Annotated in this window: 24 protein-coding genes and 1 riboswitch; of the genes, 13 read left to right on the forward strand and 11 right to left on the reverse strand. The window is 65.8% G+C overall.

The window, feature by feature from the left end; all coding sequences use genetic code 11:
* Positions 1 to 175: 175 nt before the first annotated feature.
* The 8 genes from AB4Y42_RS05490 to AB4Y42_RS05525 all read right to left on the reverse strand — a co-directional run bounded on the left by AB4Y42_RS05490 (position 176) and on the right by AB4Y42_RS05525 (position 7,961).
* Positions 176 to 766, reverse strand: a complete 591-nt coding sequence (locus AB4Y42_RS05490; RefSeq protein ID WP_368693582.1) for a recombinase family protein — start codon at positions 764 to 766, stop codon at positions 176 to 178.
* 676 nt (positions 767 to 1,442) lie between these two features.
* A complete protein-coding gene (locus AB4Y42_RS05495) occupies positions 1,443 to 3,434 on the reverse strand; it encodes a phage/plasmid primase, P4 family (RefSeq protein ID WP_368693583.1) in 1,992 nt (663 codons plus the stop codon).
* 609 nt (positions 3,435 to 4,043) lie between these two features.
* Positions 4,044 to 4,511 carry a hypothetical protein gene (locus tag AB4Y42_RS05500; RefSeq protein ID WP_368693584.1) on the reverse strand — a complete coding sequence of 156 codons (468 nt, stop codon included), beginning with the start codon at positions 4,509 to 4,511 and terminating at the stop codon, positions 4,044 to 4,046.
* 18 nt (positions 4,512 to 4,529) lie between these two features.
* The gene (locus tag AB4Y42_RS05505; protein WP_368693585.1) at positions 4,530 to 5,042 is read right to left on the reverse strand and encodes a hypothetical protein; all 513 of its coding nucleotides are present in this window, start codon (positions 5,040 to 5,042) and stop codon (positions 4,530 to 4,532) included.
* Positions 5,043 to 5,086: 44 nt separating this feature from the next.
* A complete protein-coding gene (locus AB4Y42_RS05510) occupies positions 5,087 to 5,281 on the reverse strand; it encodes a helix-turn-helix transcriptional regulator (protein ID WP_368693586.1) in 195 nt (64 codons plus the stop codon).
* Positions 5,282 to 5,366: 85 nt separating this feature from the next.
* Positions 5,367 to 6,197, reverse strand: coding sequence for a hypothetical protein (locus AB4Y42_RS05515; protein WP_368693587.1), 831 nt, complete (start codon positions 6,195 to 6,197; stop codon positions 5,367 to 5,369).
* A gap of 3 nt (positions 6,198 to 6,200) precedes the next feature.
* On the reverse strand, positions 6,201 to 6,500 hold the full coding sequence (locus AB4Y42_RS05520; RefSeq protein WP_368693588.1) for a helix-turn-helix transcriptional regulator: 300 nt from the start codon (positions 6,498 to 6,500) through the stop codon (positions 6,201 to 6,203).
* A gap of 249 nt (positions 6,501 to 6,749) precedes the next feature.
* Positions 6,750 to 7,961 (reverse strand): tyrosine-type recombinase/integrase, encoded by a 1,212-nt coding sequence (locus tag AB4Y42_RS05525; protein WP_368693589.1) that lies wholly within the window; start codon positions 7,959 to 7,961, stop codon positions 6,750 to 6,752.
* Between the two features lie 668 nt (positions 7,962 to 8,629).
* Here AB4Y42_RS05525 and AB4Y42_RS05530 point away from each other — a divergent pair.
* The 7 genes from AB4Y42_RS05530 (at position 8,630) to AB4Y42_RS05560 (ending at position 15,969) form a co-directional block, all read left to right on the forward strand.
* Positions 8,630 to 9,697, forward strand: coding sequence for a LacI family DNA-binding transcriptional regulator (locus AB4Y42_RS05530; protein WP_368686246.1), 1,068 nt, complete (start codon positions 8,630 to 8,632; stop codon positions 9,695 to 9,697).
* A 235-nt stretch (positions 9,698 to 9,932) separates the two neighbouring features.
* A complete protein-coding gene (locus AB4Y42_RS05535; RefSeq protein ID WP_368686347.1) occupies positions 9,933 to 10,937 on the forward strand; it encodes an ABC transporter substrate-binding protein in 1,005 nt (334 codons plus the stop codon).
* Positions 10,938 to 10,957: 20 nt separating this feature from the next.
* Positions 10,958 to 11,782 (forward strand): ABC transporter permease, encoded by an 825-nt coding sequence (locus AB4Y42_RS05540; protein WP_368686247.1) that lies wholly within the window; start codon positions 10,958 to 10,960, stop codon positions 11,780 to 11,782.
* Between the two features lie 70 nt (positions 11,783 to 11,852).
* The gene (locus AB4Y42_RS05545) at positions 11,853 to 12,755 is read left to right on the forward strand and encodes an ABC transporter permease (protein WP_368693661.1); all 903 of its coding nucleotides are present in this window, start codon (positions 11,853 to 11,855) and stop codon (positions 12,753 to 12,755) included.
* Positions 12,752 to 13,792 carry an ABC transporter ATP-binding protein gene (locus AB4Y42_RS05550; RefSeq protein ID WP_368686248.1) on the forward strand — a complete coding sequence of 347 codons (1,041 nt, stop codon included), beginning with the start codon at positions 12,752 to 12,754 and terminating at the stop codon, positions 13,790 to 13,792. The genes AB4Y42_RS05545 and AB4Y42_RS05550 overlap by 4 nt, the downstream gene beginning before the upstream one ends.
* Before the next feature lie 21 nt (positions 13,793 to 13,813).
* Complete coding sequence (locus tag AB4Y42_RS05555) at positions 13,814 to 14,641, forward strand: phosphodiesterase (protein ID WP_368686249.1); 828 nt, start codon at positions 13,814 to 13,816, stop codon at positions 14,639 to 14,641.
* A gap of 113 nt (positions 14,642 to 14,754) precedes the next feature.
* Positions 14,755 to 15,969 carry an MFS transporter gene (locus AB4Y42_RS05560; protein WP_368693590.1) on the forward strand — a complete coding sequence of 405 codons (1,215 nt, stop codon included), beginning with the start codon at positions 14,755 to 14,757 and terminating at the stop codon, positions 15,967 to 15,969.
* A gap of 16 nt (positions 15,970 to 15,985) precedes the next feature.
* On the opposite strand, the gene AB4Y42_RS05565 is transcribed toward AB4Y42_RS05560, so the two are convergent.
* Complete coding sequence (locus AB4Y42_RS05565) at positions 15,986 to 16,525, reverse strand: bacterioferritin (protein ID WP_133181533.1); 540 nt, start codon at positions 16,523 to 16,525, stop codon at positions 15,986 to 15,988.
* A 56-nt stretch (positions 16,526 to 16,581) separates the two neighbouring features.
* Positions 16,582 to 16,743, reverse strand: a complete 162-nt coding sequence (locus AB4Y42_RS05570) for a DUF1328 family protein (protein ID WP_028204224.1) — start codon at positions 16,741 to 16,743, stop codon at positions 16,582 to 16,584.
* A gap of 170 nt (positions 16,744 to 16,913) precedes the next feature.
* Between AB4Y42_RS05570 and AB4Y42_RS05575 the strand changes: the two genes are divergently transcribed.
* Positions 16,914 to 17,051: an entericidin A/B family lipoprotein gene (locus tag AB4Y42_RS05575; RefSeq protein ID WP_368686251.1), complete on the forward strand. Its 138-nt coding sequence runs from the start codon at positions 16,914 to 16,916 to the stop codon at positions 17,049 to 17,051.
* A 163-nt stretch (positions 17,052 to 17,214) separates the two neighbouring features.
* Here AB4Y42_RS05575 and AB4Y42_RS05580 read toward each other — a convergent pair whose 3' ends face one another.
* A complete protein-coding gene (locus AB4Y42_RS05580; protein WP_368693591.1) occupies positions 17,215 to 18,108 on the reverse strand; it encodes an EamA family transporter in 894 nt (297 codons plus the stop codon).
* Between the two features lie 150 nt (positions 18,109 to 18,258).
* Between AB4Y42_RS05580 and AB4Y42_RS05585 the strand changes: the two genes are divergently transcribed.
* The 5 genes from AB4Y42_RS05585 to AB4Y42_RS05605 all read left to right on the forward strand — a co-directional run bounded on the left by AB4Y42_RS05585 (position 18,259) and on the right by AB4Y42_RS05605 (position 22,709).
* Positions 18,259 to 18,528, forward strand: coding sequence for a hypothetical protein (locus AB4Y42_RS05585; RefSeq protein ID WP_368693592.1), 270 nt, complete (start codon positions 18,259 to 18,261; stop codon positions 18,526 to 18,528).
* 367 nt (positions 18,529 to 18,895) lie between these two features.
* Positions 18,896 to 19,303, forward strand: coding sequence for a GreA/GreB family elongation factor (locus AB4Y42_RS05590; RefSeq protein WP_368686253.1), 408 nt, complete (start codon positions 18,896 to 18,898; stop codon positions 19,301 to 19,303).
* A 97-nt stretch (positions 19,304 to 19,400) separates the two neighbouring features.
* Positions 19,401 to 19,530: riboswitch (TPP riboswitch) on the forward strand.
* A 104-nt stretch (positions 19,531 to 19,634) separates the two neighbouring features.
* Complete coding sequence (gene thiC, locus AB4Y42_RS05595) at positions 19,635 to 21,566, forward strand: phosphomethylpyrimidine synthase ThiC (protein ID WP_368693593.1); 1,932 nt, start codon at positions 19,635 to 19,637, stop codon at positions 21,564 to 21,566.
* A gap of 212 nt (positions 21,567 to 21,778) precedes the next feature.
* Positions 21,779 to 22,000, forward strand: coding sequence for a glycine zipper 2TM domain-containing protein (locus tag AB4Y42_RS05600; RefSeq protein WP_042264685.1), 222 nt, complete (start codon positions 21,779 to 21,781; stop codon positions 21,998 to 22,000).
* 328 nt (positions 22,001 to 22,328) lie between these two features.
* On the forward strand, positions 22,329 to 22,709 hold the full coding sequence (locus AB4Y42_RS05605) for a hypothetical protein (protein ID WP_368693594.1): 381 nt from the start codon (positions 22,329 to 22,331) through the stop codon (positions 22,707 to 22,709).
* The last annotated feature ends 29 nt before the right edge of the window (positions 22,710 to 22,738 follow it).

Here is a 22,738-nt window from a genome sequence, read left to right on the forward strand (position 1 = left end):
GTCTGCGATTTGTTGGCCCCCGTCCGTGGGAGCCCCTCGTGGTCCCAGAGTTTGGCCTGCGCGCGGCGGGGCTCGAGCGCACGGACTGGGGCACCCCAGGCGGGCGGCGCCGGACGCAACGCGGGCAGGGCGCCGGCCGGCGCTATACCCGGGTGAGCACGCGCTGCAGCTGCTGCTATTGCTCGGCCAACGCCCGCGCTATCGTCGCTACGCCCACTCCGAAGTGCTCAGCCGTAGCGCGCACTGTAGCGCCCTGCTCTGCCTTCCATGCGCGCACCTCGGCGTAGTCCACTGCCTGCTTGCGTCCCTTGTACCGCCCAGCCGCTTTCGCCACCTCTATGCCCCGCGCCTGCATCTCCCGGCGGTTGCGATAGTCTGCCTCGCCCTGGGCCGCCATGAAGGCGAGGATGGCGTCCCGCACGGCTTTCTTCGTCGGATCTGTCTCGGCGCCATCGAACTCCATTCCGTTGAGCGTGCACACGACCCGAACGCCCTTCGACATGAGGCGCTGCATGGTCGAATGCAGTTCGTCGTAGCGGCGGCTGATGCGGTCGAGCCAGCGCACGACCAGCACGCCGCCCTTGCGCAGATCGCGCTCGACGTGCTGCCACTGCTGGCGGTCGGCCGGCGCGACGTGATACCCGCTCACGCCCTCGTCGATGAACACGTCATCCCGATCGATGCCCTGCGCTGCAGCGTCCGCGTACTGGCTTGCTGCCGTTTGCCCGTCGAGCGTCGAAACCCGACCGTAGTAGATCCGCCGCATGTTCCGCCCCGTTCCGTTGAAGTGATGTTCCGAATTATAGGCGTTCCGAAACAACAGTCAACCCTAATGGAACACGTTTCTGCGGGTTTTGTTCGCTTCGCACGGGTGTACCCCATCGGAACGTGGTGAAACGGAATGAAGCATAGAGAAAGAATAAGCAGTGCCAGGCAAGGGGCTGGAATTCAACCGCCTGCACGTGCCTCTGCGAATCGAGGCGCGGACCCATTGCATCAAGGATCGCAGCGAGCTCGAGCATTGCGGACGCCTCGAAACGCATCTCGGACTGTGCTCGAGAAGGCACGGGTGATCACACTCCGCAGCGCGTGTTTTTCAGGTCCGCGCCACACCCGCTCGCGCCACCTTGACCCAGACCGGAAACCGAGAGCCGGGTGAGCCTTTACGGGACGCGCCTGCGCGCACGCTCGCGCGTGAGGGATCGATCACCACATCCCGATTTGAAATCCGCTACCAGCACTCGACGCGGCGTCGGCTCCAATCTGCAAAAAATTTCGCCTTCCACGTTTGCGACACTTGCGACACATAGACCTCATTTTTTACAAACTTTCTTCACCTATATAGGCGATAAAAGTTTATGAAAAGCGGGCTCTATGTGTCGCAAGTGTCGCAACTCGTCCACCCTGCCCGCCCAAAACCTGCAAAACTTTGCGCGTTCTCCCTACAGCAAGTCGCAGCCGTCGAGTTCTGGTTCGGCAATTACGCGAATTCCCGCAAATCCGCGCCCGCGAATTCCAGAGCCGTCCTTAATGCGCAAAAAACCGCGCGTAAGGAGCCGGCGCGACAACGCTGTCGCATTGGAAATAAATCGCAGTTCTCCGCGGCGCTCCGCGAAGTACCTCCACGACATCCATAGCTCATCATTCGATGCGGCGTGCGCGGTTCCTTGTTCGCAGCATTCGGACAGCCAGTCGCCAAGCAGGTCCATGTCCTCACGGTAACTCGCGCGCGCGTCGGCGACGTGCTTCGTCGGCTTGAGACCGTGCTGGCGATAGGCCAGCGCGCCGCGTACGCACCAGGCGAGCACGCCGGGCAGCTCGGCGGCGATGCGCTCGGCACGGCCCGGATCCTTCACGATGTCCGGATCCGTGTCGAAGTTCCGCGTGAACGGCACAAGCATCAGGCGCCGCCAGATCGCATGATCGTCACCTTTCACGATCGGCCGATGGTTGGTCGGCATGAAGGCAACCCACGTTGGCAGGATCTCAACAGTCGTCTTCGCATACATGCCGCGCGCCGGGATCGGGTCCCCGCCGGTCATGGATTTGACGAGACCTTCCCGCAATTCGCTACCCTCGTCCGGCTCGCCGACGTAGACGAACCGTGCGCCGCGCAGGCGCAGCAGATCCTCGCGCGCCTGGCCGGCCGAGCCGGCCCCGCCAGTCGTGAGGAACGTCTCGGCGCTAGCCGCTTTCGCGTGCGCGCCCAGCGCATTGCGGATCGCGCCGAGGACCGTCGATTTCCCGTTCGAGCCGCCGCCAAAGGGGATCACGAGCAGATCCTCGCGCGGCACCGCCGTTAGCGAATACCCGACGAGGCGCTCGAAGAATTCGATCTGGCCGGCTTCATCGAAGAACACCTCGCGCACGGTCTGCTCGAACAGGGGCGCGGTGGCGCCTGGGTCGTATTCGATCGGCGTGACGACGGTAATTCGGTGTGTCTTGTCGGGCGGCAGCAGCCGGCCGGTTTTCAGATCAATTACCCCGTTCGCACAGCCGAGCAGATGCGAATGCTTGTCGAGCTCGGTGACGGGCACGACGACGCGCGGATCGGACGCGGCGAGGCGGATCATGTTCGACATCATCGCGGCCTTCTGGCAGGCCGCGCAAAACCTGAAGAATTCGATTCGCTCCTCGGCGCTTTCAATCTCCTTGACCTCATCAGGCAGCGCGTGAATCGTTTCCTTCGCAAGCGCCTCGAGCTCGACCTCGGCGGCCACACGCCAGTAGACCCCCGTCCAGAGGTACCAGGCGCGCAGCTCGGGCACGAACATGAGCCCCGCGCCGTACCGGTCGAGCATGCGCTCGGCGTTGCCGAACTCCGTACGCGCACGGTAAGCCCGCGGCGGCGCTGCGCGCGAGTACTGCGCCTGTGGTGAAACTGCAGTCGCGCGATCTTCATTTTCCCCACCGGCTTCGCGAACAGGGCCACCGACCGCGGCCGTCTCGGCGCGCGCGAGCACCTCGAAGTCGTCAGCCATCGGCGGCTCCCAGCCATAGTGTCGTGCGGCAGCTTCCAACGTTCGCACCGTGATCCCTCCCTCGCGATCCGTCACACTGTCGTAGCGCTTGTCGACGTCTGCCGGCTTGTACTGCGGCGATCGTGCCGCTAGCTGGTGCGCGAGCGTGCGACCATCCTCCGAGCCGTTGCACGCGCGATGGATCGCAATGATGAGCGAGAGGTAGTCTCGTCCGTCCGGATCGTTCTCGTACCGCAGCTCGTCGGCGCCGGAATTCGGGATCCACTCGACGAGCTCCGCGACGTGGGCAAGTTCGACTGGTACATCGGGCAGTGCAGGCGGCGCGGCCCGCTCTTCGGGCTGCGCGATCGGTACCGGTTGACTGGCGGCCCATTCCATCGTCAGCACGTGGTCGCGCGGCATGTCCTCGAGCTCGAACGCATCGAGCGGGACGGACTTGCCGCCGAGCGGCAAGATGAACATGTGGCCGAAGTCGCTACACACGTCCTGCTTTGGAAATATCTCGACCTCGCCCGTGGCGACGCCTCTTGTTCCGTCCACATAGCCGGCAGCGGAAAGAATCTCGCGCATGCACGTTCGAACGCTGTGCGCATCCTGCGGCGAATCCCACAGCGCCAAAAGGTGAATGCCGCTACCGCCCGAAGAGCGGAATGGAATCGGCCGCAAACCGTACTTCTCGGCCTCCTTCACAACCGCGAGCGCGGCGGCTTGCATTGCGGACCACGGCACCTCACCCTTGTGGGAGTCGAGATCGAAGAGCGCAAGCTGCACGGTAGATGAACCGGAAGTGCTGAAGTATGCGCCCCGACGCGTACCGCCGGCTACGTGCTGTCTTAGCAGTGCATCGGTGAGCGGCGCCTTCTCGCACTTGTTCCCGTTAGCGTTCCGCACGCCGTGGACGTCGCGCCGCACGCGGGCCAGGATGGGCGCGAGCGCATCGACGTACGGCTGCACATTGACAGAAATTTCATTTGGAGTACTATGTTCCATGGTTTGCCGTTCTGTTGTAAGCCGAGAACCATTTCAGCCCGCGCTCTGATGCGGGCTTTTCTTTGTTGCGCTTTACTGCGCGGTGAGAATCAGCTTGCGGCGCGCATCGAGCATTTCCTCGAACGCCGCGTAGCGTATCCCCGCGCACGTCACCGAGCCATCGGGAAGCATGAAGGCCAAAGCGGCGATGTCGTCCCGCTCCGCGCCGGCTGCGGTAATCGGCTCCGCTTCCTCTGGCATGTAGTCGGGGTACGTTTCCCGCTCGAGCTGATTCCGGATCGCAATCCTCCTGCGTGCATAGCGTCGCGTCGCAAACGCGATGACGTTGTCGATCTCGATGTCAATCACTGCGCCGTCATCGCCGTAGATCTTCACTAACGCGATCACGCCAGCACACGCGGATGCCATGATTTCGCGCGGGTTCTTCCAGTCGATCTCGGTGCGGATCTCGATCTCGGGCGAAACGGCATGCGCGTATGGAGCTCCCGAAGCGATCAACCTGACAAAGCTCTCCCGGATACCGTGCACGGCACGTTGCAAAAGAGTCTGTCGCATGGGTCACTCGCCTTGTGTAAATGGCGCGCCGGCTGCTCGCGCATGCATGAGCTCGTCGACATCGGCGCTGCAGTCTTCGTCCGGTTCGACAGCGTCGATCGTATCGTCGTTATCGATCACCACGAGCAGGGCGCCTGCCAGCGCCTCACGGATCAGCTCGTCACGATCCTCGCCCACGAGCATCTCGAGGTAAGCGCTCGAACCGTCGGCCAATTCAAGGCAGTCATATCGGACCGTCGATCCATCGGCGCCGATCGGCTCGGCCGCCACACACCAATCGGCATGCTGCCCGGTCTGCCCGGTGCGCTCGAATAGTTGCACGCGATATGCGAGCGCGGGCTGTCGCGTGGCGCCTCCGTCCGCGTCCGCGATCACGGCAGCGGTGCCGGCCGCCATCGGCAGCGTGCGAGCCTCCCGGGTTGCGACGAGCGTGAATGTCTGGGCCGGACCCTGGCGCGCGACCTGCGGGAACATCAGGCCGTACGCAATGGCGGTCTTGTGGGCGAGGGTGGGCACGGGATTGCTCCTTGAGTCTGAAAGTGTGGTCTGGGCAGTACGTCTCATGCTGGCACTCCGCGCGCCTCGCGATCGGCAATGAAAGCGTCCAGATACGAGCGCCGCCACCCACTCGTTCGCTCGCCGAGCTTGATTGGCGGCGCAATCTGGCCTTCCCGCGCCCATCGATAGAGCGTCGCAATCGATACGCCGAGGAACGCAGCGGCTGCGCGTGGGCGGACAATCGAATCAGTTTCCATGAGTGGCTTACCCGTGTTTAGGAATCGTCGTGACGTATCGCTACGGTGCAAGTTTTGAGCTGTTTCCCCTCATCCGCACCCACGATCACACCTTGAGGTGATCCGGCAACGACTCAATGAGCGCGCGCACCGCAGCGAGATCCGCGAGCGCTGCGGCACGTTTCCTTGCCAGCTTGTCCCAATCGGGCTCTTCGGCGCCGTAGACGAGGAACTGCGTCAGCGTGATGTGTCCGAGACGCGCGAGTTCCTTCACTGCGGCCTGGTGGCCCGCCAGCCGCACTACTTTGCGGGATGTGCGGCAGTCGGCGCCGTTGCCTTCATTGATCCACTCCCACGCGATCGTCAGCGCAGGCGAGTCAGGCGCCAAGCGCGGCCGGATATCACATTCCTTGGCTGGCTTCAGGCCAGCGCGCATGTACTGGAGTCGCGATGTCGGGATGCCGGTCGCTTCCGAGAGCTCCCGATCGGTCATGCGCTTACCGCGGCAGATTTTCCAAATATCCTGCAGCGCTTCCACCGGAGGCGTGCGCGCATCGATCGCTTCCTCGTGGATTCGCCAGGTGTGCGGCAGCGTAATCACCACCTGCTCACGCGCGGCGGTGGCCGCGCGGGTGACGCGGGCCAGCGAAAAGGGCGCTTCGACGAAGACCAGCACATCGGTCGCGCCAGTCCTGTCGGGTACTGAGTCGCGATCGATGAGCACGCCACCACCCTTCCGCCAGCGCTCGAGTTGCGCGAGCGATGCGGGCTCCCATGGTGCATGGCTGTAGATGGGCTCGACGTCGAGCTTTGCGCTGCGGAAATAGGCTGGCCGGATGGACGCGTAGCTGCGATTCACGAGGACGTGTGTGAACGCCTTATGCGCTTTCCGGATCGACGCGATGGCGTCGCGAGTTACGAAGAGCTTGGCAGCCATGGCTCACGCTCCCCGCACGGGCGTAGCGGCGCTGGAAGCACGCGCGGGTGCCGCCTGCGGCAGTACTACGAGCGCTCGCTGCTCGAGCCATTCGTCGATTTCCGCCTCGTCCCAGGCGACGCAATGCGGCGACAGCTGGCGGCGCGCCGGAAATTTCCCGTCGCGCTCGAGGCGCCAAAGTGTGGTGGCAGAGAGGCCAGTTTTCCGAACGACGTCGGGCCGGCGAAGATAGCGGCGTGTTTGCATGGGCGTGTGCCTCCGCATTGCCATTCGGTTCCGAACGGCATGGATACGCCCTGTCATCCTCACCCCAGTCTTTCGACTGTCCACGACCACGTTGCAACTGAGACACGGCGCGGGGGCAAACGGGCGCCGCTGTGTTTTTGCAACGGTGCCGCCATTGCGGCGGCTGGTCACTCCCGGCTGCTGGCTCGTCCAGACGATGGCGGAAAGTGAGACGACTCTGGAATGCTACGCGATCAACTCGCGGTTCGCAAAGATTTTTGAAATGCGCCGGGTAGTGCTGAAAAGCGATGAAATCACCCGAGCGGGCTAACCGGCTCGCAGCTGATGCACCTCGGCGCCCGCCTTCAACTTGTCGAGGTAGTCCGCCCACTCCTGCATCATCGCGCGCCGCTGCTTGATGAACTGGGTGCGGTTGTACGCCTCGCCCAGCCGGTCGGGCACCGAGTGCGCGAGCTGGCGCTCGATCACTTCGGGGTTGTGCTCGAGCTCCTCATGGAGGATCGTGCGCGCCATCGCGCGAAAGCCGTGGCCGGTGATCTCGGTCCGCGTGTCATAGCCGAGCCGGCGCAGCGCCGCGTTGACGGCCATGTCGCTCATCGGGCGCTTGCGATCGCGCGCGCCCGGGAACACGTACCGGCCGCCTCCGGTCAGCGCGTACAGCTCGCGCAGGATGGCGACTGCCTGGGCCGCCAGCGGCACGAGGTGCCCCGTGTCGGTCTTCGTCGCGAGATACCGCCACTCCCCTTTGTCGAGATCGAACTGGGCCCACTCGGCCTTGCGCAGCTCGCCGGGGCGCACGAACAGCAACGGCGAAAGCTTGATCGCACACTGCACGACGAACGTGCCCGAGAACCCGTCGAACGCCCGCAGCATCTCGCCGACCTTGACCGGCTCGGTGATGGCCGCGAAGTGCGTCTCGACCGGCGCGGGGATCGCGCCGACGAGATCCCGGGCCGGGTCAGCCTTGCAGAAACCTTCTTTGATGCCGTAGCGGAAAACGCGGCTGATCTCGCTGCGCACGCGGTGGGCGGTGTAGCGCGCGCCGCGCGCATCGATGCGCTTGAGCACTGACAGGAGCTCCGGCGCGTCGATCGCCGCAACCGGCCGATTGCCCAGCCAGGGGAACACGTCGGCTTCGAAGCGCGCCAACGTCTTTTCGTACTGACCGATCTGCACGATCGTCTTGCGCTCGTCCATCCACCCGAGCGCGACCGCCTTGAAGGAGTTCGCCGCAGCGAGCCGGGCGGCCCGCTTCTCGACCTTCTTCGCTTCACTGGGGTCGATGCCCGCCGCCAGCTTCTCGCGCGCCTCGCCTCGCCGTTTCCGGGCAGCGGCAAGGCCCACATCCGGGTAGACCCCGAGGGCGAGCGTCCGCTGTTTGCCGTGCAGTCGGTACGCCATGCGCCAGTATTTCGCCCCGTTCGCTTGAACGAACAGGTACATACCCTCCCCGTCCGCCAGCTTGTAAGGCTTGTCGGTCGGCTTGGCGTTACGGACGGCGGTGTCGGATAGCGGCATATCTGGTACCAACAGGTTTCGGTCAGGTACCAACGAATATACCATCAAAATTTCGCAATGCCCTGAAACGATCCGAATCCGCCAGAAACGAAAAACCCCGCAAAAACAGGCGCTTTTTCGGGGTTTTGATGCGACATGAAATGCTCTGAACAGTGTTCCTGGTGCCGGGGACCGGACTCGAACCGGCAAGCCGTTAGGCGGCGGATTTTCGTCACACCACGTCTTTCGACGCCTCGCGTCCCGCCTGGACGCGCGTTCGTGCGCTGGACTATGCCTTCGCCGTCGCCCAGCGCAGCGTATCTCACGCCGCGCCTGGCCTTAGGCGCCCCCCGTCTAGTCTCTACACCTTCCTGATCGCCGCTTTGCGCAGCAGCCGGCTTGGCTCGGCGTTGCCTCGGCGCCTCGCGCGCAACGCGCTTCCAGGCCCAGGGGGTTCGCCGAATTTGAGGGGTTCTGCACCGGCCGTTTCCGGTCGGGCACTCAATCGTTTCTTAAGTCCGCTATGTTTACCAATTTCATCACCCCGGCAGGGCGGACGCGATTCTACCATTGCCCGGCGCGCATCCCAAAGGCGCGACGGGGGAAGGCAGTCGTCATCTGCCGGTCATACGCGTTTTTCATAATCGGTCCCATCGAAAACGTTTACATACGACGCCGGGGCCGCTCGCATGACGCCAACCATCAAGGATGTCGCCGCACACGCCGGATTCTCGATTGCCACCGTGTCGCGCGCAATCAACGCGCCTCACACCGTCAACCCCATCACGCTCGCGCGAGTGCGCGAAGCGATCGACGCGCTGAAGTTCCGCCCGAACCCGCTCGGCCGCCAGTTGCGCGGCGAGCGCACGCGCCTGATCGGCGTGGTGCTGCCCACCCTCGCCAATCCGGTGTTCGCGGAGTGCCTGCAGGGCATCGACGAACTGGCAGCGGCGCAGGGCTTTCGCCTCATGCTGATGACCACGCAGTACGACGCGGAACGCGAGCGTCATGCGATCGAGACGTTGCGCGCGCAACGTGTCGAGGGTCTGATCCTGACCGTCGCCGACGCCGACACCCACCCGCTGCTCGACGAACTCGACGCGGACGGCCCACTCTACGTGCTGATGCACAACGACACGAAGCGCCGCCCTTCGGTGTCGGTGGACAACCATCAGGCCGCCTGCGACGGCGTGCGCATGCTCATCGCGCACGGTCATCGCCGCATCCTCATGCTGGCCGGCACGCTGGCCGCCTCCGACCGCGCGCGCCAGCGCCATGCCGGCTATGCCCTCGCGATGCAGCAAGCCGGCCTCACGCCGGCGCCGGCCCTCGAAGTCGATTTCAACGCGCAAGAGCTCGCGCCTTCGGTGCTCGCGCATCTGACGAGCGGGCCCGCGCGCCCCACGGCCCTCTTCTGCAGTAACGACCTGCTGGCCATGGTCGTGATGCGCGGACTGCGCCGCGCCCGCCTGCGCGTGCCGCAGGACATGTCGATTCTCGGCTTCGACGGCCTCGCGATGAGCGAACTGCTCGCGCCGCCGCTCGCGAGCATCGGCACGCCGAATCGCGACATCGGCTGCGAAGCGTGGCAATGCCTGATGGCGCGCATCGGCGGCCAGTACGCGGGGCCGCTCGCCAATACGCTGGCGCACACCTTGCGCACGGGCGGCACCATCGCAGCGATCGCGCACGCGCCGCTCGGCGCACGTGGGAGCCCGATCGACCGCGACCTCGAACTCGGCGGCGCGCGCTCGTGAGTCCGTCGCGCGTCTGAAGAACAAACCAAACCAACCAGACAATCCGGGCCGTGCACGCACGCGGCCCCCATCCACCAGAACGCTCTCGCAACCGACCTGGAGACCTGCCGTGACCAGCCGATTCGCCTTTGCCGGCCCGCTTTCGCTTGCGCCCGTGCGCGCCGTCCTGCGCACGCTAGCCGCACCCGTGCGGCGCCTGACCCGCTTCGCCCGCTTCTCCCGCTTCTCCCGCGCGCTGCCGCTCACCGCGAGCGCCGCCGCCCTCGTAGCCGGATTTGCCGCGCCGCTGACGGCGCAGGCCGATCAGACCGCCATCTGCTACAACTGTCCGCCCGAATGGGCCGACTGGGCGAGCCAGATCCAAGCGATCCAGAAAGAGACAGGCATTCGCGTGCCGTTCGACAACAAAAACTCCGGCCAATCCATCGCACAACTAATGGCCGAGCAGAAGAGCCCGGTCGCCGACGTCGTCTACCTCGGTGTGTCTTCCGCGTTCCAGGCGAAGGACAAGGGCGTGATCACGCCGTACAAGCCGGCGCACTGGAACGACATTCCCGCCGACCTCAAGGACCCGCAAGGCTACTGGTTCGCCATCCATTCGGGCACGCTCGGCTTCTTCGTCAACAAGGACGCGCTCGAAGGCAAGCCGGTGCCGCGTTCGTGGGCCGATCTCCTCAAGCCCGAGTACAAGGGCATGGTCGGCTACCTCGATCCGTCGAGCGCCTTCGTGGGTTATGCGGGCGCGGTAGCCGTGAATCTCGCGTTGGGCGGCACGCTCGACAACTTCCAGCCCGCTTTCGAATGGTTCGGCAAGCTCAAGGCCAACCAGCCGATCGTGCCGAAGCAAACCGCCTACGCGCGCGTGCTTTCGGGCGAGATTCCGATCCTGCTCGACTACGACTTCGACGCCTACCGCGCCAGGTACAAGGACCACGCGAACGTCGAGTTCGTGATCCCGAAGGAAGGCACGATTTCGGTGCCCTACGTGATGAGCCTCGTGAAGAACGGCCCGCACGAAGCGAACGGCAAGAAGGTGCTCGACTTCGTGCTGTCCGACGAAGGCCAGAAGCTCTGGGCCAATGCCTACCTGCGCCCGGTGCGCGCAAGCGCGCTCTCGCCGGAAGCGGCTTCGAAGTTCCTGCCCGCGAGCGATTATGCACGCGCAAAACCCGTGGACTTCGCGAAGATGGCGGCGCAGCAGCAGGCGTTCGGCGAGCACTATCTGCAGATCATGCACTGATACCCCGGCCGATCACTTCCATGCATGACCTCACTTTTCCGCTGCGCTGGCGTGTGGCGCTCATCGCGCCCGCGCTCGCGGTGTTCCTCGCCTTCTGGCTGCTGCCGATGATCGCACTCGTGCAGGTGAGCGCCGACGGGCACTTCATCGAAACTTATCGCGCACTGCTGACGAATGGCCGCTACATGAGGAGCCTTGGCGCGACTATCGCGCTCTCGGCCGCCGTGACCGCGGCAACGCTCGTGATCTCGACGATCTGCGGCCTTCTGCTCGCACGGCGCACGTTTGCGGGGCGCCGCGCACTCGTCGCGCTGCTCACGTTTCCGCTGGCGTTTCCCGGCGTAGTGGTCGGCTTCATGGTGATCATGCTCGCCGGCCGCCAGGGGCTCATCGGCGCGCTTTCGCTGCGGCTCACCGGCGAACGCTGGGTGTTCGCGTACTCGATGGCGGGACTCTTCGCGGGCTATCTGTACTTTTCGATCCCGCGCGTGATCGTGACCGTGATGGCCTGCGCAAGCCAGCTCGACGGCTCGCTCGAAGAAGCTGCGCGATCGCTTGGCGCGTCGTCGTGGCGCGTGCTCTGCGACGTGATCCTGCCCGCGCTCGCGCCCGGCCTCGTCGCCGCTGGAGCAATCTGCTTCGCGACCGCGATGGGCGCGTTCGGCACGGCCTTCACGCTCGCCACCGACATCGACGTCCTGCCGATGACGATCTATACCGAGTTCACGCTCAACGCGAACATGGTCACGGCGGCCGGCCTCTCGATCGTGCTCGGACTCGTCACGTGGGCGGTGCTCACGCTCGCGCGCAGTGTGACGGGCGCGGCCGTCGCGGCCACGGCATGAGCACGCGGTGGTTTTCGAGGACTCCAGAATGAATTCGGTCGTCAATCCCGCCGCAACGGCTGCGCAAGACATGCACGAAGCGCCCGGCCAGCCGCCCGCCGCGCGGCGGCGCCTGGCGCTCCCCTCGGCGCGCGCCTGGATTACGTGCGCGCAATGTCTCGTCACGCTCGCCACCTGCGCGTTTCTCATCGTGCCCGTGGTGATGTCGATCCTCGCGGGCCTGACCGTCAACTATTTTCGCGGCGTGGCGAGCGGCCTCACGCTGCGCTGGCTCGACCAGGTCTGGACGCAGTATCACGCGAGTGTCTTTCTCTCGCTCGAAGTGGCGGCCGCCACGCTCGTCATCACGCTCGTGACCGGCGTGCCCGCGGGCTATGCGCTCGCGCGCAGCCGCACGCGCCTGTCGCGCCTGATCGAGGAATTGCTCGTGCTGCCCGTGGCCCTGCCCGGCCTTGCTTCGGCGCTCGCCCTGCTCGTGGTGTACGGCGGCTTCAGCGCGTTTCGCATGAGCGCGGCGTTCATCGTGGTCGGCCACGTGGTGTTCACACTGCCGTTCATGGTGCGGCCCGTGGCGGCCGTGTGCGCGTCGGCAGACCTGCGCACGCTCGAGGAAGGCGCGGCGAGCCTCGGCGCGAGCTTCTGGCAGCGCTTCACGACCATCGTGCTGCCCAACGCGCGGCCCGGCATCGTGGCGGGCGCGCTCGCGGTGCTCACGCTCTCGATCGGCGAATTCAACCTCACGTGGATGTTGCACACGCCCGACACCAAAACGCTGCCAGTCGGCCTCGCGGACACTTACGCGTCGCTGCGCATCGAAGTGGGCAGCGCCTACACGATCCTCTTCTTCGTCATGACGATGCCGCTGCTCGTGGCGATGCAATGGCTCGGCGTGGACGTGCCCGGCTCCTCGGGAAAGCCCTCTGGCAAGCAGCGCCTCGCAGGCCGGCAAAATAACAACAAGGATTCCGAATGAAACTCGAACCGATCCCGATCACACTCACGCGCTGCGCGAAGACGTTTCGCGGCACGCGCGTGCTCGAGCCGCTCGATCTCGCGATCGGCGCAGGCGAGACGCTCGTGCTGCTCGGCCCTTCGGGCTGCGGCAAGACCACCACGCTGCGCATGATCGCGGGTCTGGAAACGCCCGACGCCGGCGGCCGCGTGGCCTTTGGCGACGAAGACGTGACCGCGCAGCCCATCGAGCGGCGCAAGGTCGGCATGGTGTTCCAGAACTACGCGCTCTTTCCGAACCTCGACGTGCGCGGCAACATCGGCTATGGCCTGAAGATCCAGCGCGTTCCCGCCGCCGACGTGCGCGCACGCGTCGACGAGCTGCTCGCGATGATGCGTCTCGAAGCGCACGCGGCCAAGCCGATCAACCAGCTTTCGGGCGGCCAGCGCCAGCGCGTGGCGCTCGCACGCGCACTCGCGCCGCGCCCGCGTGTATTGCTGCTGGACGAGCCGCTCACCGCGCTCGATGCGCGCCTGCGCGACACCTTGCGCAGCGAGATGAACCTGCTGTTGCGTGAGCTGGGCGTGACGACGGTCTACGTCACGCACGATCAGGCCGAGGCGATGGAGCTGGGCGACCGCATCGTCGTGATGAGCGCGGGCCGCATCGAGCAGATCGGCACGCCGCGCGAGATCTACTTCCAGCCGGCGAGCCGTGCGGTCGCGCAGTTCGTCGGCACGCTCAACCGGATCGCCGGAGAATGGCAAGGTGGCATGCTGCGCACGAGCGGCGGCGCCGTGCCGGCCAGCGCGTCCCAGACCAGCGGCGCCGCCGAGCTGTATTTCCGCCCCGAAGACGCCACGCTCGCCGACCCTGTCGGCGCGCAACTGCGCGGCGTGATCGAGCAGGCGACTTTTCTCGGCGAGCGCACGCGTCTCACGATCGGCGGCGCGGCACCCGATGCCCTGCTCGTCGACGTGGCGGGCCGCGTCGAGCTGGCTCGCGGCACGCCGGTCGGCATTTCGATCGCCCCCGAAGCGCTCATCGCGCTCGCGTAACTTTTACTAACGAGGACTACCATGCTGCTCGCCCAGATCAGCGACCTGCACATCAAGCCACCGGGCGCGCTCGCCTATCGCCGCGTCGATACGGCCGCTAGCCTCGCGCGTACCATCGCGCGGTTGAACGCGCTCACGCCACGCCCCGACGCCGTGCTCATGACCGGCGACCTCGTCGACCAGGGCTCGGTCGAGGAATACCGGCACCTCAAAACGCTGCTCGACACGCTCGAGATTCCGTACTGGCTCCTGATCGGCAACCACGACGCGCGCGAGCCGCTGCGCGAAGTATTCGCCGACCGGCCCGAACTGCGCGAAGGCGGCGAGTTCGTCCAGTACGCCGTGGACCTCGGAGCGCTGCGCGTGATCGCGCTCGACTCGATGCAGCCGGGGCAAAGCGCGGGCACCCTCTGCGCGGCGCGCCTCGCGTGGCTCGCGCAGCAGCTCGACGCGGCGCGCGGCAAGCCCGTGATCGTCGCACTCCATCACCCGCCGTTCGACTGCGGCATCGGCCATATGGATGCGATTCGGCTCGACGACAGTGCCGCCCGGGCACTCGAAGCGCTCGTGGCGCAGCATCCCAACGTCGAGCGCGTGCTGTGCGGTCACGTGCACCGGCCCATGTTCGTGCGCTTCGGCGGCACGATCGCTGCGGCGGTGCCCGCGCCGGCCCACCAGGTCACGCTCGACCTCGCGCCCGATGCGCCCTCCACCTTCACGCTGGAGCCGCCCGCCTTCGCGCTGCATCGCTACGATCCGCAGGGCGGGATCGTAACCCATCATGAATACGTGGAGACATTCGACGGACCGTATCCGTTCTACGAGCCCTCGGGCGAGCTGATTGCCTGAAAGCGCGACTGGCGGCGCGCTCCCGGGCCGCCAGCGCGATTGTGCGCGCTCCGGTATGATCGGCACGCTCGAAGCCTGCCTTTCGTATCACCGGGCGCCGCCCGCATTCGCACATGTCCACACCTGATTCCGCAAACGCTGGCGCAGGCCAGTCGCTGCGCGGCCTGCTGCTCCTGCTCGCGACCATCGCGGGCGTCACGGTCGCGAACATCTACTTCAACCAGCCGCTGCTCGACGATTTCCGCCAGAGCTTCCCGGCCGGCGCCGCGTGGATCGGCGCCGTACCGGCCGGCACCCAGCTCGGCTACGCAGCGGGCATGCTGCTGCTTGCGCCGCTCGGCGACCGCTACGACCGCCGCCGCATCATCCTGCTGCAAACCGCCGGCCTGTGCGTGGCGCTGCTCGTCGCGGCCACGGCGCCCTCGCTTGCCGTGCTGGTCGGCGCGAGCCTCGCGATCGGCATCCTCTCCACCATCGCGCAGCAGGCCGTGCCGTTTTCCGCGGAACTCGCGCCGCCCGAGGCGCGCGGCCACGCGGTGGGCACGGTCATGAGCGGCCTCTTGCTCGGCATCCTGCTCGCGCGCACGGCGGCCGGTTTCGTCGGTCAGTACTTCGGCTGGCGCGCGGTATTCGGCGCGTCGATCGTCGCGCTGCTCGTGCTCGCGCTCGTGATCGTGAAGAAGCTGCCGAAGAGCCAGCCGACCTCGACGCTCGGCTACGGCAAGCTGCTCGGCTCGATGTGGCATCTCGTGCTGGAATTGCCGGGACTGCGTGAAGCATCGGCGACGGGCGCTTGCCTCTTCGCCGCGTTCAGCCTCTTCTGGCCCGTGCTCACGCTGCTGCTCGCGGGCGAGCCGTTCCATCTCGGGCCGCAGGCGGCGGGCCTGTTCGGCATCGTCGGCGCGGCGGGCGCGCTGGCCGCGCCGATGGCGGGCCGCTCCGCCGACAAGCGCGGGCCGCGCGCGGTCATCACGATGTCGATCGTGCTGATGGCGCTCGCGTTCGTGATCTTCGCGTTCTCCGGCACGAGCCTGATCGGCCTCGTGATCGGCGTGATCGTGCTCGACGTGGGCGTGCAGGCCGCGCAGATCTCGAATCAATCGCGCATCTACGCGCTGCGCCCCGAGGCGCGCAGCCGCGTGAACACGGTGTTCATGGTCTGCTACTTCATCGGCGGCGCGACCGGTTCCGCCGTGGGCGTGACCGCCTGGCACGCATTCGGCTGGATCGGCGTGTGCGCGGCGGGCATCGCATTCACGGCGCTCGCCGGCTGGATTCACCATGCGACGCGCCCGCGCATGGGCGCGGGCGCGCAGACCTCTTCCTGAGCGCTAGCGGCAAGCGCTATTTGCGGAACAGCAAGTCCGTCATATCGTCGGCATGCTCTTCCTCCGTCGCGAGGATCTGCTCGAAGATGCGCCGCGTGGTGGTGTCGTCGTGGCCGAGATAGTTGATGATCGCGCGATAGCTCTCGATGGCGATGCGCTCCGCAACCAGATTCTCGCGGATCATGTCCTTCAGGTCGGATCCTTCCTTGTATTCCGAGTGCGAGCGCTCGACCAGCGTCGCCGGCGAGAAGTCGGGCTCGCCGCCGAGCTGCACGATGCGGGCCGCGAGCATGTCGGCGTGCTGCTGCTCCTCGGTCGCGTGCTGGAGAAACTCGGCGGCCACCGACTCGGACTCGATGCCCTTCGCCATGAAATGGTGCCGCTTGTAGCGCAGCACGCACACGAGCTCGGTGGCGAGCGAATCGTTGAGCAGCTTGAGCACGGTCTGGCGATTCGCGGGGTAGTCCGGCGTGACCGGCCCCTGATCGAGATTGCGGCGCGCCTCATCGCGCACGCGCTTGAGATCGAACTCAAACGAAGCGTGTGTCTTCGACATCTGACTCTCCTTCGAACATGGCATGCATGAGTGGGATGGGCTTTGCATTGCGCGCGTCATCGGTGCATCACGCCTAGCAGCAGCGTGACCACGAAGACCACGAGGAAGATGTAGAACAGGATCTTGGCGATTTCGGCCGCGCCCGCAGCGATGCCCGTGAAGCCGAACACGGCGGCGATGATCGCAATGATGAAAAACACGATGGCGTAGTGAAGCATGGCGTAGTCCTCCTTGTGGGCGGATGCGCTGCGCTATGTCGCGCCTGCATCGGCGCTAGCGCAAGCAGCGGACCCGACGCATGCGTCCACGCCGACGCATGGCGGCACAAATGACCGGGCACGCGACATGCTGGTGAGTCGTCTCCTTTGACACCGTGGAGGACTTCCTCATGAAACGCCTGATTGCCCTCTTTCTCGTTACCGCTTCTGTGGCAGCGCTCTCGGCCTGCAACACGATGGCGGGTGCCGGCGAGGACGTTTCCGCAGGCGGCCACGCCCTCACGAACTCCGCGGAAAAGGCGAAATAGTGTCTGGCAGACGGTAAAGGCGCCGGGATGACGGCTAACGCCCGAAAGGCTGCCGGTCACCGGTGAACGATGAAGTCGCGGCCGCTGCTTGCCTCACGTGCGCAGCGGCCGCGCGCGCAACGCAGCGCGATGATGCGAAACGCGTCGCGAAGTCAGGATGAACTCAAGACGTGCGGCGGCGGTCGTCGAACAGGAACGACAAACCCACGCTGCCGAGAATCAGCACGGTCGCGACGACGGTTGCACTCGTGACCGGCTCGCCGAGCAGCAGCGCGCCGAGCGCGACGGCCACGACGGGATTCACGTACATGCAGCTGCTCGCGACGAGCGGGCTGGTATGGCGGATCAGGTAGCCATACGCGACATAGGCCGCCATCGTGCCGATGAAAAGCAGGTAGAGGAACGCGAGGAGCGGCAGGAAATGCAGCTCGCCCATGCGTTCGCCGCTGATCCACGCGACCGCCGTCGAAATGGCGCCGCCGAGGCCGATCTGCAGCGCCGTCGCGAGGAAGAGATCGGTCGGCAACGTGAGCTTGCCCGCCAGATGCGCACCGATTGCCCAGAAGAGCGCGCCGCACAGAATCGCGAGGCTGCCGCCCGCCGAGCCGGACGCGGCCCCGCCGTGGCTAAGGACGGCAATGCCGACGAGGCCGAGCGCGACCGCGGCCCATTCGGCCTTCGCCACGCGCCGCCCGGTGACCGCCGAGATCACAGTCGCGAACAGCGGCACCGTGGCGACCATCACGGCCGCCTTGCCGGTGCCCACCGTACGCATGCCGTAGGCGAGCATGCCGCTCGACAGGCCCACGAGCAGCGTGCCCACCACGCCCGCGTTGCGCACTTCGAGCAGCGTAGGCATGACGGGCCGCCGGCGCATGGCGAAGACGAACAGGCCGATCCCGGCGAGCAGATTACGCAAGCCGGAGAGCAGGAGCGGCGGGAACGAATAGAGCGCGACCTTCACGCCGAGATACGTCGAGCCCCAGACGAAGTAGACGACGGCGAGCGAAAGCGCGACGCGTCCGGTGCGCGACTGCGGCAGTCGCACGGCGCGCACGAAACGCCATAGCGCGGCTGCAACCTGCCGGGCCCCGGCGAATAAGGATTGAGTGTTCACGTGGAAAGGCAAACGGGGAGGCATCGACATTTCACCGCGGCAGGTGAAAGGCAGGACCGCGGGCGCCCCGCCAGCAAGGTGGCGGGACGGGTGAAGCTCGACGGCATGGTGCAGATGCGCAAGAACGCGAAAAAAAAGACGGAGTACGAAGGACACCCGGGACGGGCGAAGCGCATTATGCAACAACGCCGGGCGTTGCGGATGCTTTCAGGATGCTTTATGCGCGGCGATTCGTTGCGTGCGCGTCACAGTGGCAGCGGCGCAAGCCAGCACGGCCGATCGCGCACCATATCGACGTTCGCCGACCGGGTCACGCCACGCCGGTTGGATCGTGCTAGCATGACGCAACCTTTCGTTTAACTTTCATTAATCAGGTTTCGTACACGTCGCTCGCCATGCTTTCGCTCGTTTCGCGTCCCGTATTCGCCTTGCCGCCGCACCGTTTGCGCGGCGCGCCAGCGCGTGCACGCGCAAGGCGCGAGCGAACGGCGCCGTGGCCTCTCGACACCCGAGCGCGCACCCTGCCGCCCCTTTCCGCCCCGCTCTGCGCCGCCCGGCGCCCGCACTGAACCCGTCTCCCCCAATCCATCGGAGCCGTTCGGTCGGGCTCCGGGCCGATCCGTTACGCCCCGTTATGCCCCGCTGCGGCCCGCGCCCGATTGCGCGATTTCGCCCGCCGGCCCTCGCCGTTACCTCGAATCTTTTCTGGATCGCAAGGAAAACTGCCATGTCGAAGAAAATCCGTTACTTCACCGAACTCGATGTTGCCCGCCTCGAAAGATGCGCCGCCGAACCCGGCGCCGCCCCCGCGCGCCAGGCCATGCTCGACGAGCTGCTCGAACACGCCGTGATCGTGGAAGCGCGCGACATGGCCGCCAACGTCGTGACGATGAACTCGCAGGTCACGCTCGTCGATGAGCGCAACGGCGCCTCCCTCACGTACACCGTCGTCTATCCGCATGAGGCGAACGTCGACGCCGGGCGCCTGAACGTGTTCTCGCCCGCGGGTCTCGCGCTCCTCGGCGCGAAGCGCGGCAACGCCGTGCGCTTCACGACGCCGGGCGGCGCGGTCGAAACGCTGAAGATCGAACGCATCCTGTTTCAGCCGGAAGCCTCGCAGGATTTCACGCTGTAAGTTCCGCCGGCACGAAACACCGCGCCACACCGTGCCTGGCAGATCGCACGCGAGATGACACTTGCCAGACCGTCGCAGCGCGGTGTATCGTTTGGCCTTGCTTACGCGGGGGTCCTGCGTCATGCGCCGCATCGAACGAAAGTCGTGCAGCGTATTGCGCGGGTGAGAAATACCCTTTGAACCTGATCTGGATAATGCCAGCGCAGGGAAGCGTCCGGACTTCGCAACATCGCTCAACGCCTCACCTCATCACAGCGAAGTCCGTCCACGTTCCGTCTCGTCTCCTGCTAAGCCGCTGTTCCCACTTTGCTTTGCATGGAGAGAGAGACGCATGAACGCGAATCCCAAGTTCATTTCCGCCAACGCGCACGTCGACGAAGCCGCGATCGCGCCGCTGCCCAATTCCCGCAAGATCTACGTGACCGGTTCGCAACCCGATATCCGCGTGCCGATGCGCGAGATCACGCAGGCGGATACGCCCACGGGCTTCGGCGGCGAGAAGAATCCGCCGATCTACGTCTACGACACCTCGGGTCCGTACACCGACCCTGAAGCGAAGATCGACATTCGCGCGGGCCTGCCCGCGCTGCGTCAGGGCTGGATCGAAAAGCGCGGCGACACCGAAGCGCTGCCGGGCCTCTCCTCCGAGTACGGCCGCGAGCGCGCCGCCGACCCCGCGACGGCCGAGCTGCGCTTCCCCGGCCTGCACCGCACGCCGCGCCGCGCGACGGCCGGCAAGAACGTCACGCAGATGCACTACGCGCGTCAGGGCATCATCACGCCGGAGATGGAATACATCGCGATTCGCGAGAACCAGCGCCGCGCCGAGTATCTGGAAAGTCTCAAGGCCAGCGGCCCGAACGGCGCGAAGCTCGCCGCGATGATGGGCCGCCAGCATCCGGGCCAGGCGTTCGGCGCAGCCGCCTTCGGCGAGAACGCGCTCAAGGAAATCACGCCCGAGTTCGTGCGCGACGAAATCGCGCGCGGCCGCGCGATCATTCCCGCGAACATCAACCACCCGGAAAGCGAGCCGATGATCATCGGCCGCAACTTCCTCGTGAAGATCAACGCGAACATCGGCAATTCGGCGGTCACCTCGTCGATCGGCGAAGAAGTCGACAAGATGACGTGGGCGATCCGCTGGGGCGGCGACACGGTCATGGACCTCTCGACCGGCAAGCACATTCACGAAACGCGCGAGTGGATCATCCGCAACTCGCCGGTGCCGATCGGCACGGTGCCGATCTACCAGGCGCTCGAAAAGGTCAACGGCAAGGCCGAAGACCTCACGTGGGAAATGTTCCGCGACACGCTCATCGAGCAGGCTGAGCAAGGCGTGGACTACTTCACGATTCATGCGGGCGTGCGCCTGCAGTACGTGCCGCTCACCGCGAACCGCATGACGGGCATCGTCTCGCGCGGCGGCTCGATCATGGCCAAGTGGTGCCTCGCGCATCACAAGGAGTCCTTCATTTACGAGCATTTCGAAGAGATCTGCGAAATCATGAAGGCCTACGACGTGAGCTTCTCGCTCGGCGACGGTCTGCGTCCCGGCTCGATCTACGACGCCAATGACGAAGCGCAGCTCGGCGAACTGAAGACGCTTGGCGAGCTCACGCAGATCGCGTGGAAGCACGACGTGCAGGTGATGATCGAGGGCCCGGGCCACGTGCCGATGCAGCTCATCAAGGAGAACATGGATCTCCAGCTCGACTGGTGCAAGGAAGCGCCCTTCTACACGCTCGGGCCGCTCACCACCGACATCGCGCCGGGCTACGACCACATCACCTCCGGCATCGGCGCCGCGATGATCGGCTGGTTCGGCACGGCCATGCTCTGCTATGTCACGCCGAAGGAACACCTGGGCCTGCCGAACAAGGACGACGTGAAGGAAGGCATCATCACGTACAAGCTCGCGGCGCATGCGGCCGATCTCGCGAAGGGTCATCCGGGCGCCCAGGTGCGCGACAACGCTTTGTCGAAGGCGCGCTTCGAGTTCCGCTGGGAAGACCAGTTCAACCTCGGCCTCGACCCGGACAAGGCGCGCGAGTTCCACGACGAAACGCTGCCGAAGGACTCGGCCAAGGTCGCGCACTTCTGCTCGATGTGCGGCCCGCACTTCTGCTCGATGAAGATCACCCAGGACGTGCGCGACTTCGCGGCCAAGCAAGGCGTGAGCGACGACGAGGCCCTCAAGAAGGGTATGGAAGTGAAGGCGGTCGAGTTCATCAAGCAAGGCGCCGAAATCTATCAGCGCCAGTAAGCGCTGACTTCGGGCCGACTCAGGGCTCACTACGCCCCGGCGGGCGCTCGCCGTCCGCCGAAACATTTTCTAACGACTCCCACAACTCTCTGACAAGCGCACACACCCGGATACGGGTCGCGTGGCTAGGATGGGGATATCGAAGGTGTGGCGTGCGCGCCAGCGCACGTCGGACCGCCCACTCGAACGCATCATGCGTGGGGAGTCGAACAATGAATACGCTCAAACGTGCACGCACGCTACTCACGGTGACGACACTCGTCGCCGTGCTGGGCAGTCTTGGCGCTTGCGACAACATGTCGAGACGCGACCGCGATACGGTGATTGGCGCGGGCGTGGGCGGCGTGGCCGGCGCGGCGATCGGCGGCAATGCGCTCTCCACCGTGGGCGGCGCAGCGGTGGGTGGCGTGATCGGCAATCAGGTTGGCAAGTAAGTGGCAAACAGGCATTAGCGCCAGTACGAAGCGACGATGCGGCTGCACGACTGGCCGCACGATCGAAGCGACGGCACGCAACAGAAACGACACGGCAGGCAACACGCCATCCCAGGCGTGCATCAGGGAAGGATGCGCGGCGCAGACCCTCACGGGCTGCGCCGCGTTTGCTTGGGTCGATGCCATCGCAGCCACCGTGCTACGCGAAATATTCGGTTAACGATGCACAACACAAAGCGCGTTCGTACGGCGTAAGCTCAAGCGATCAGACGGCTCGGGCCTGATGGCGATCATCCTGCGCGGCCGTTCGCCACTCGCGGAGCCCGCCATGAAACGTCCGTCTGTGTTTGTGATCGCCGCCGCGAGCGCGCTCCCCGCGCTTTCCGGCTGCTACTACTACGCCCCCTACGGCTACCCGCCCTACTACTACGGCACCGTGCCCGTCGCGGCCACCCAGCAGGAAACCGTAGTCGCGCAAACGGCGCCGAACCCGGCTCCGGCCGCCATGCCCGACTCACAGTATCCGGGGCCGCTCTATCCTTCGCCGCCCGTGGCGATCGCCGTGCCCGCGTGGCCGGCCTATCCCGCTTATCCCGCCGCGTATCCCGCGTACTACCCTTACCCCGCGTACGGCTGGGGCTGGGGCGCGCCCGCCGTCTCGTTCGGCTTCGGCTACTGGGGCGGCGGCGGTGGGCACTGGCATCACTGACGCTCACGCTGCGCGCCACGCCGGCATAT

The organism is Paraburkholderia sp. EG286B, from assembly GCF_040965655.1.
In the GTDB taxonomy this organism is placed as follows: domain Bacteria; phylum Pseudomonadota; class Gammaproteobacteria; order Burkholderiales; family Burkholderiaceae; genus Paraburkholderia.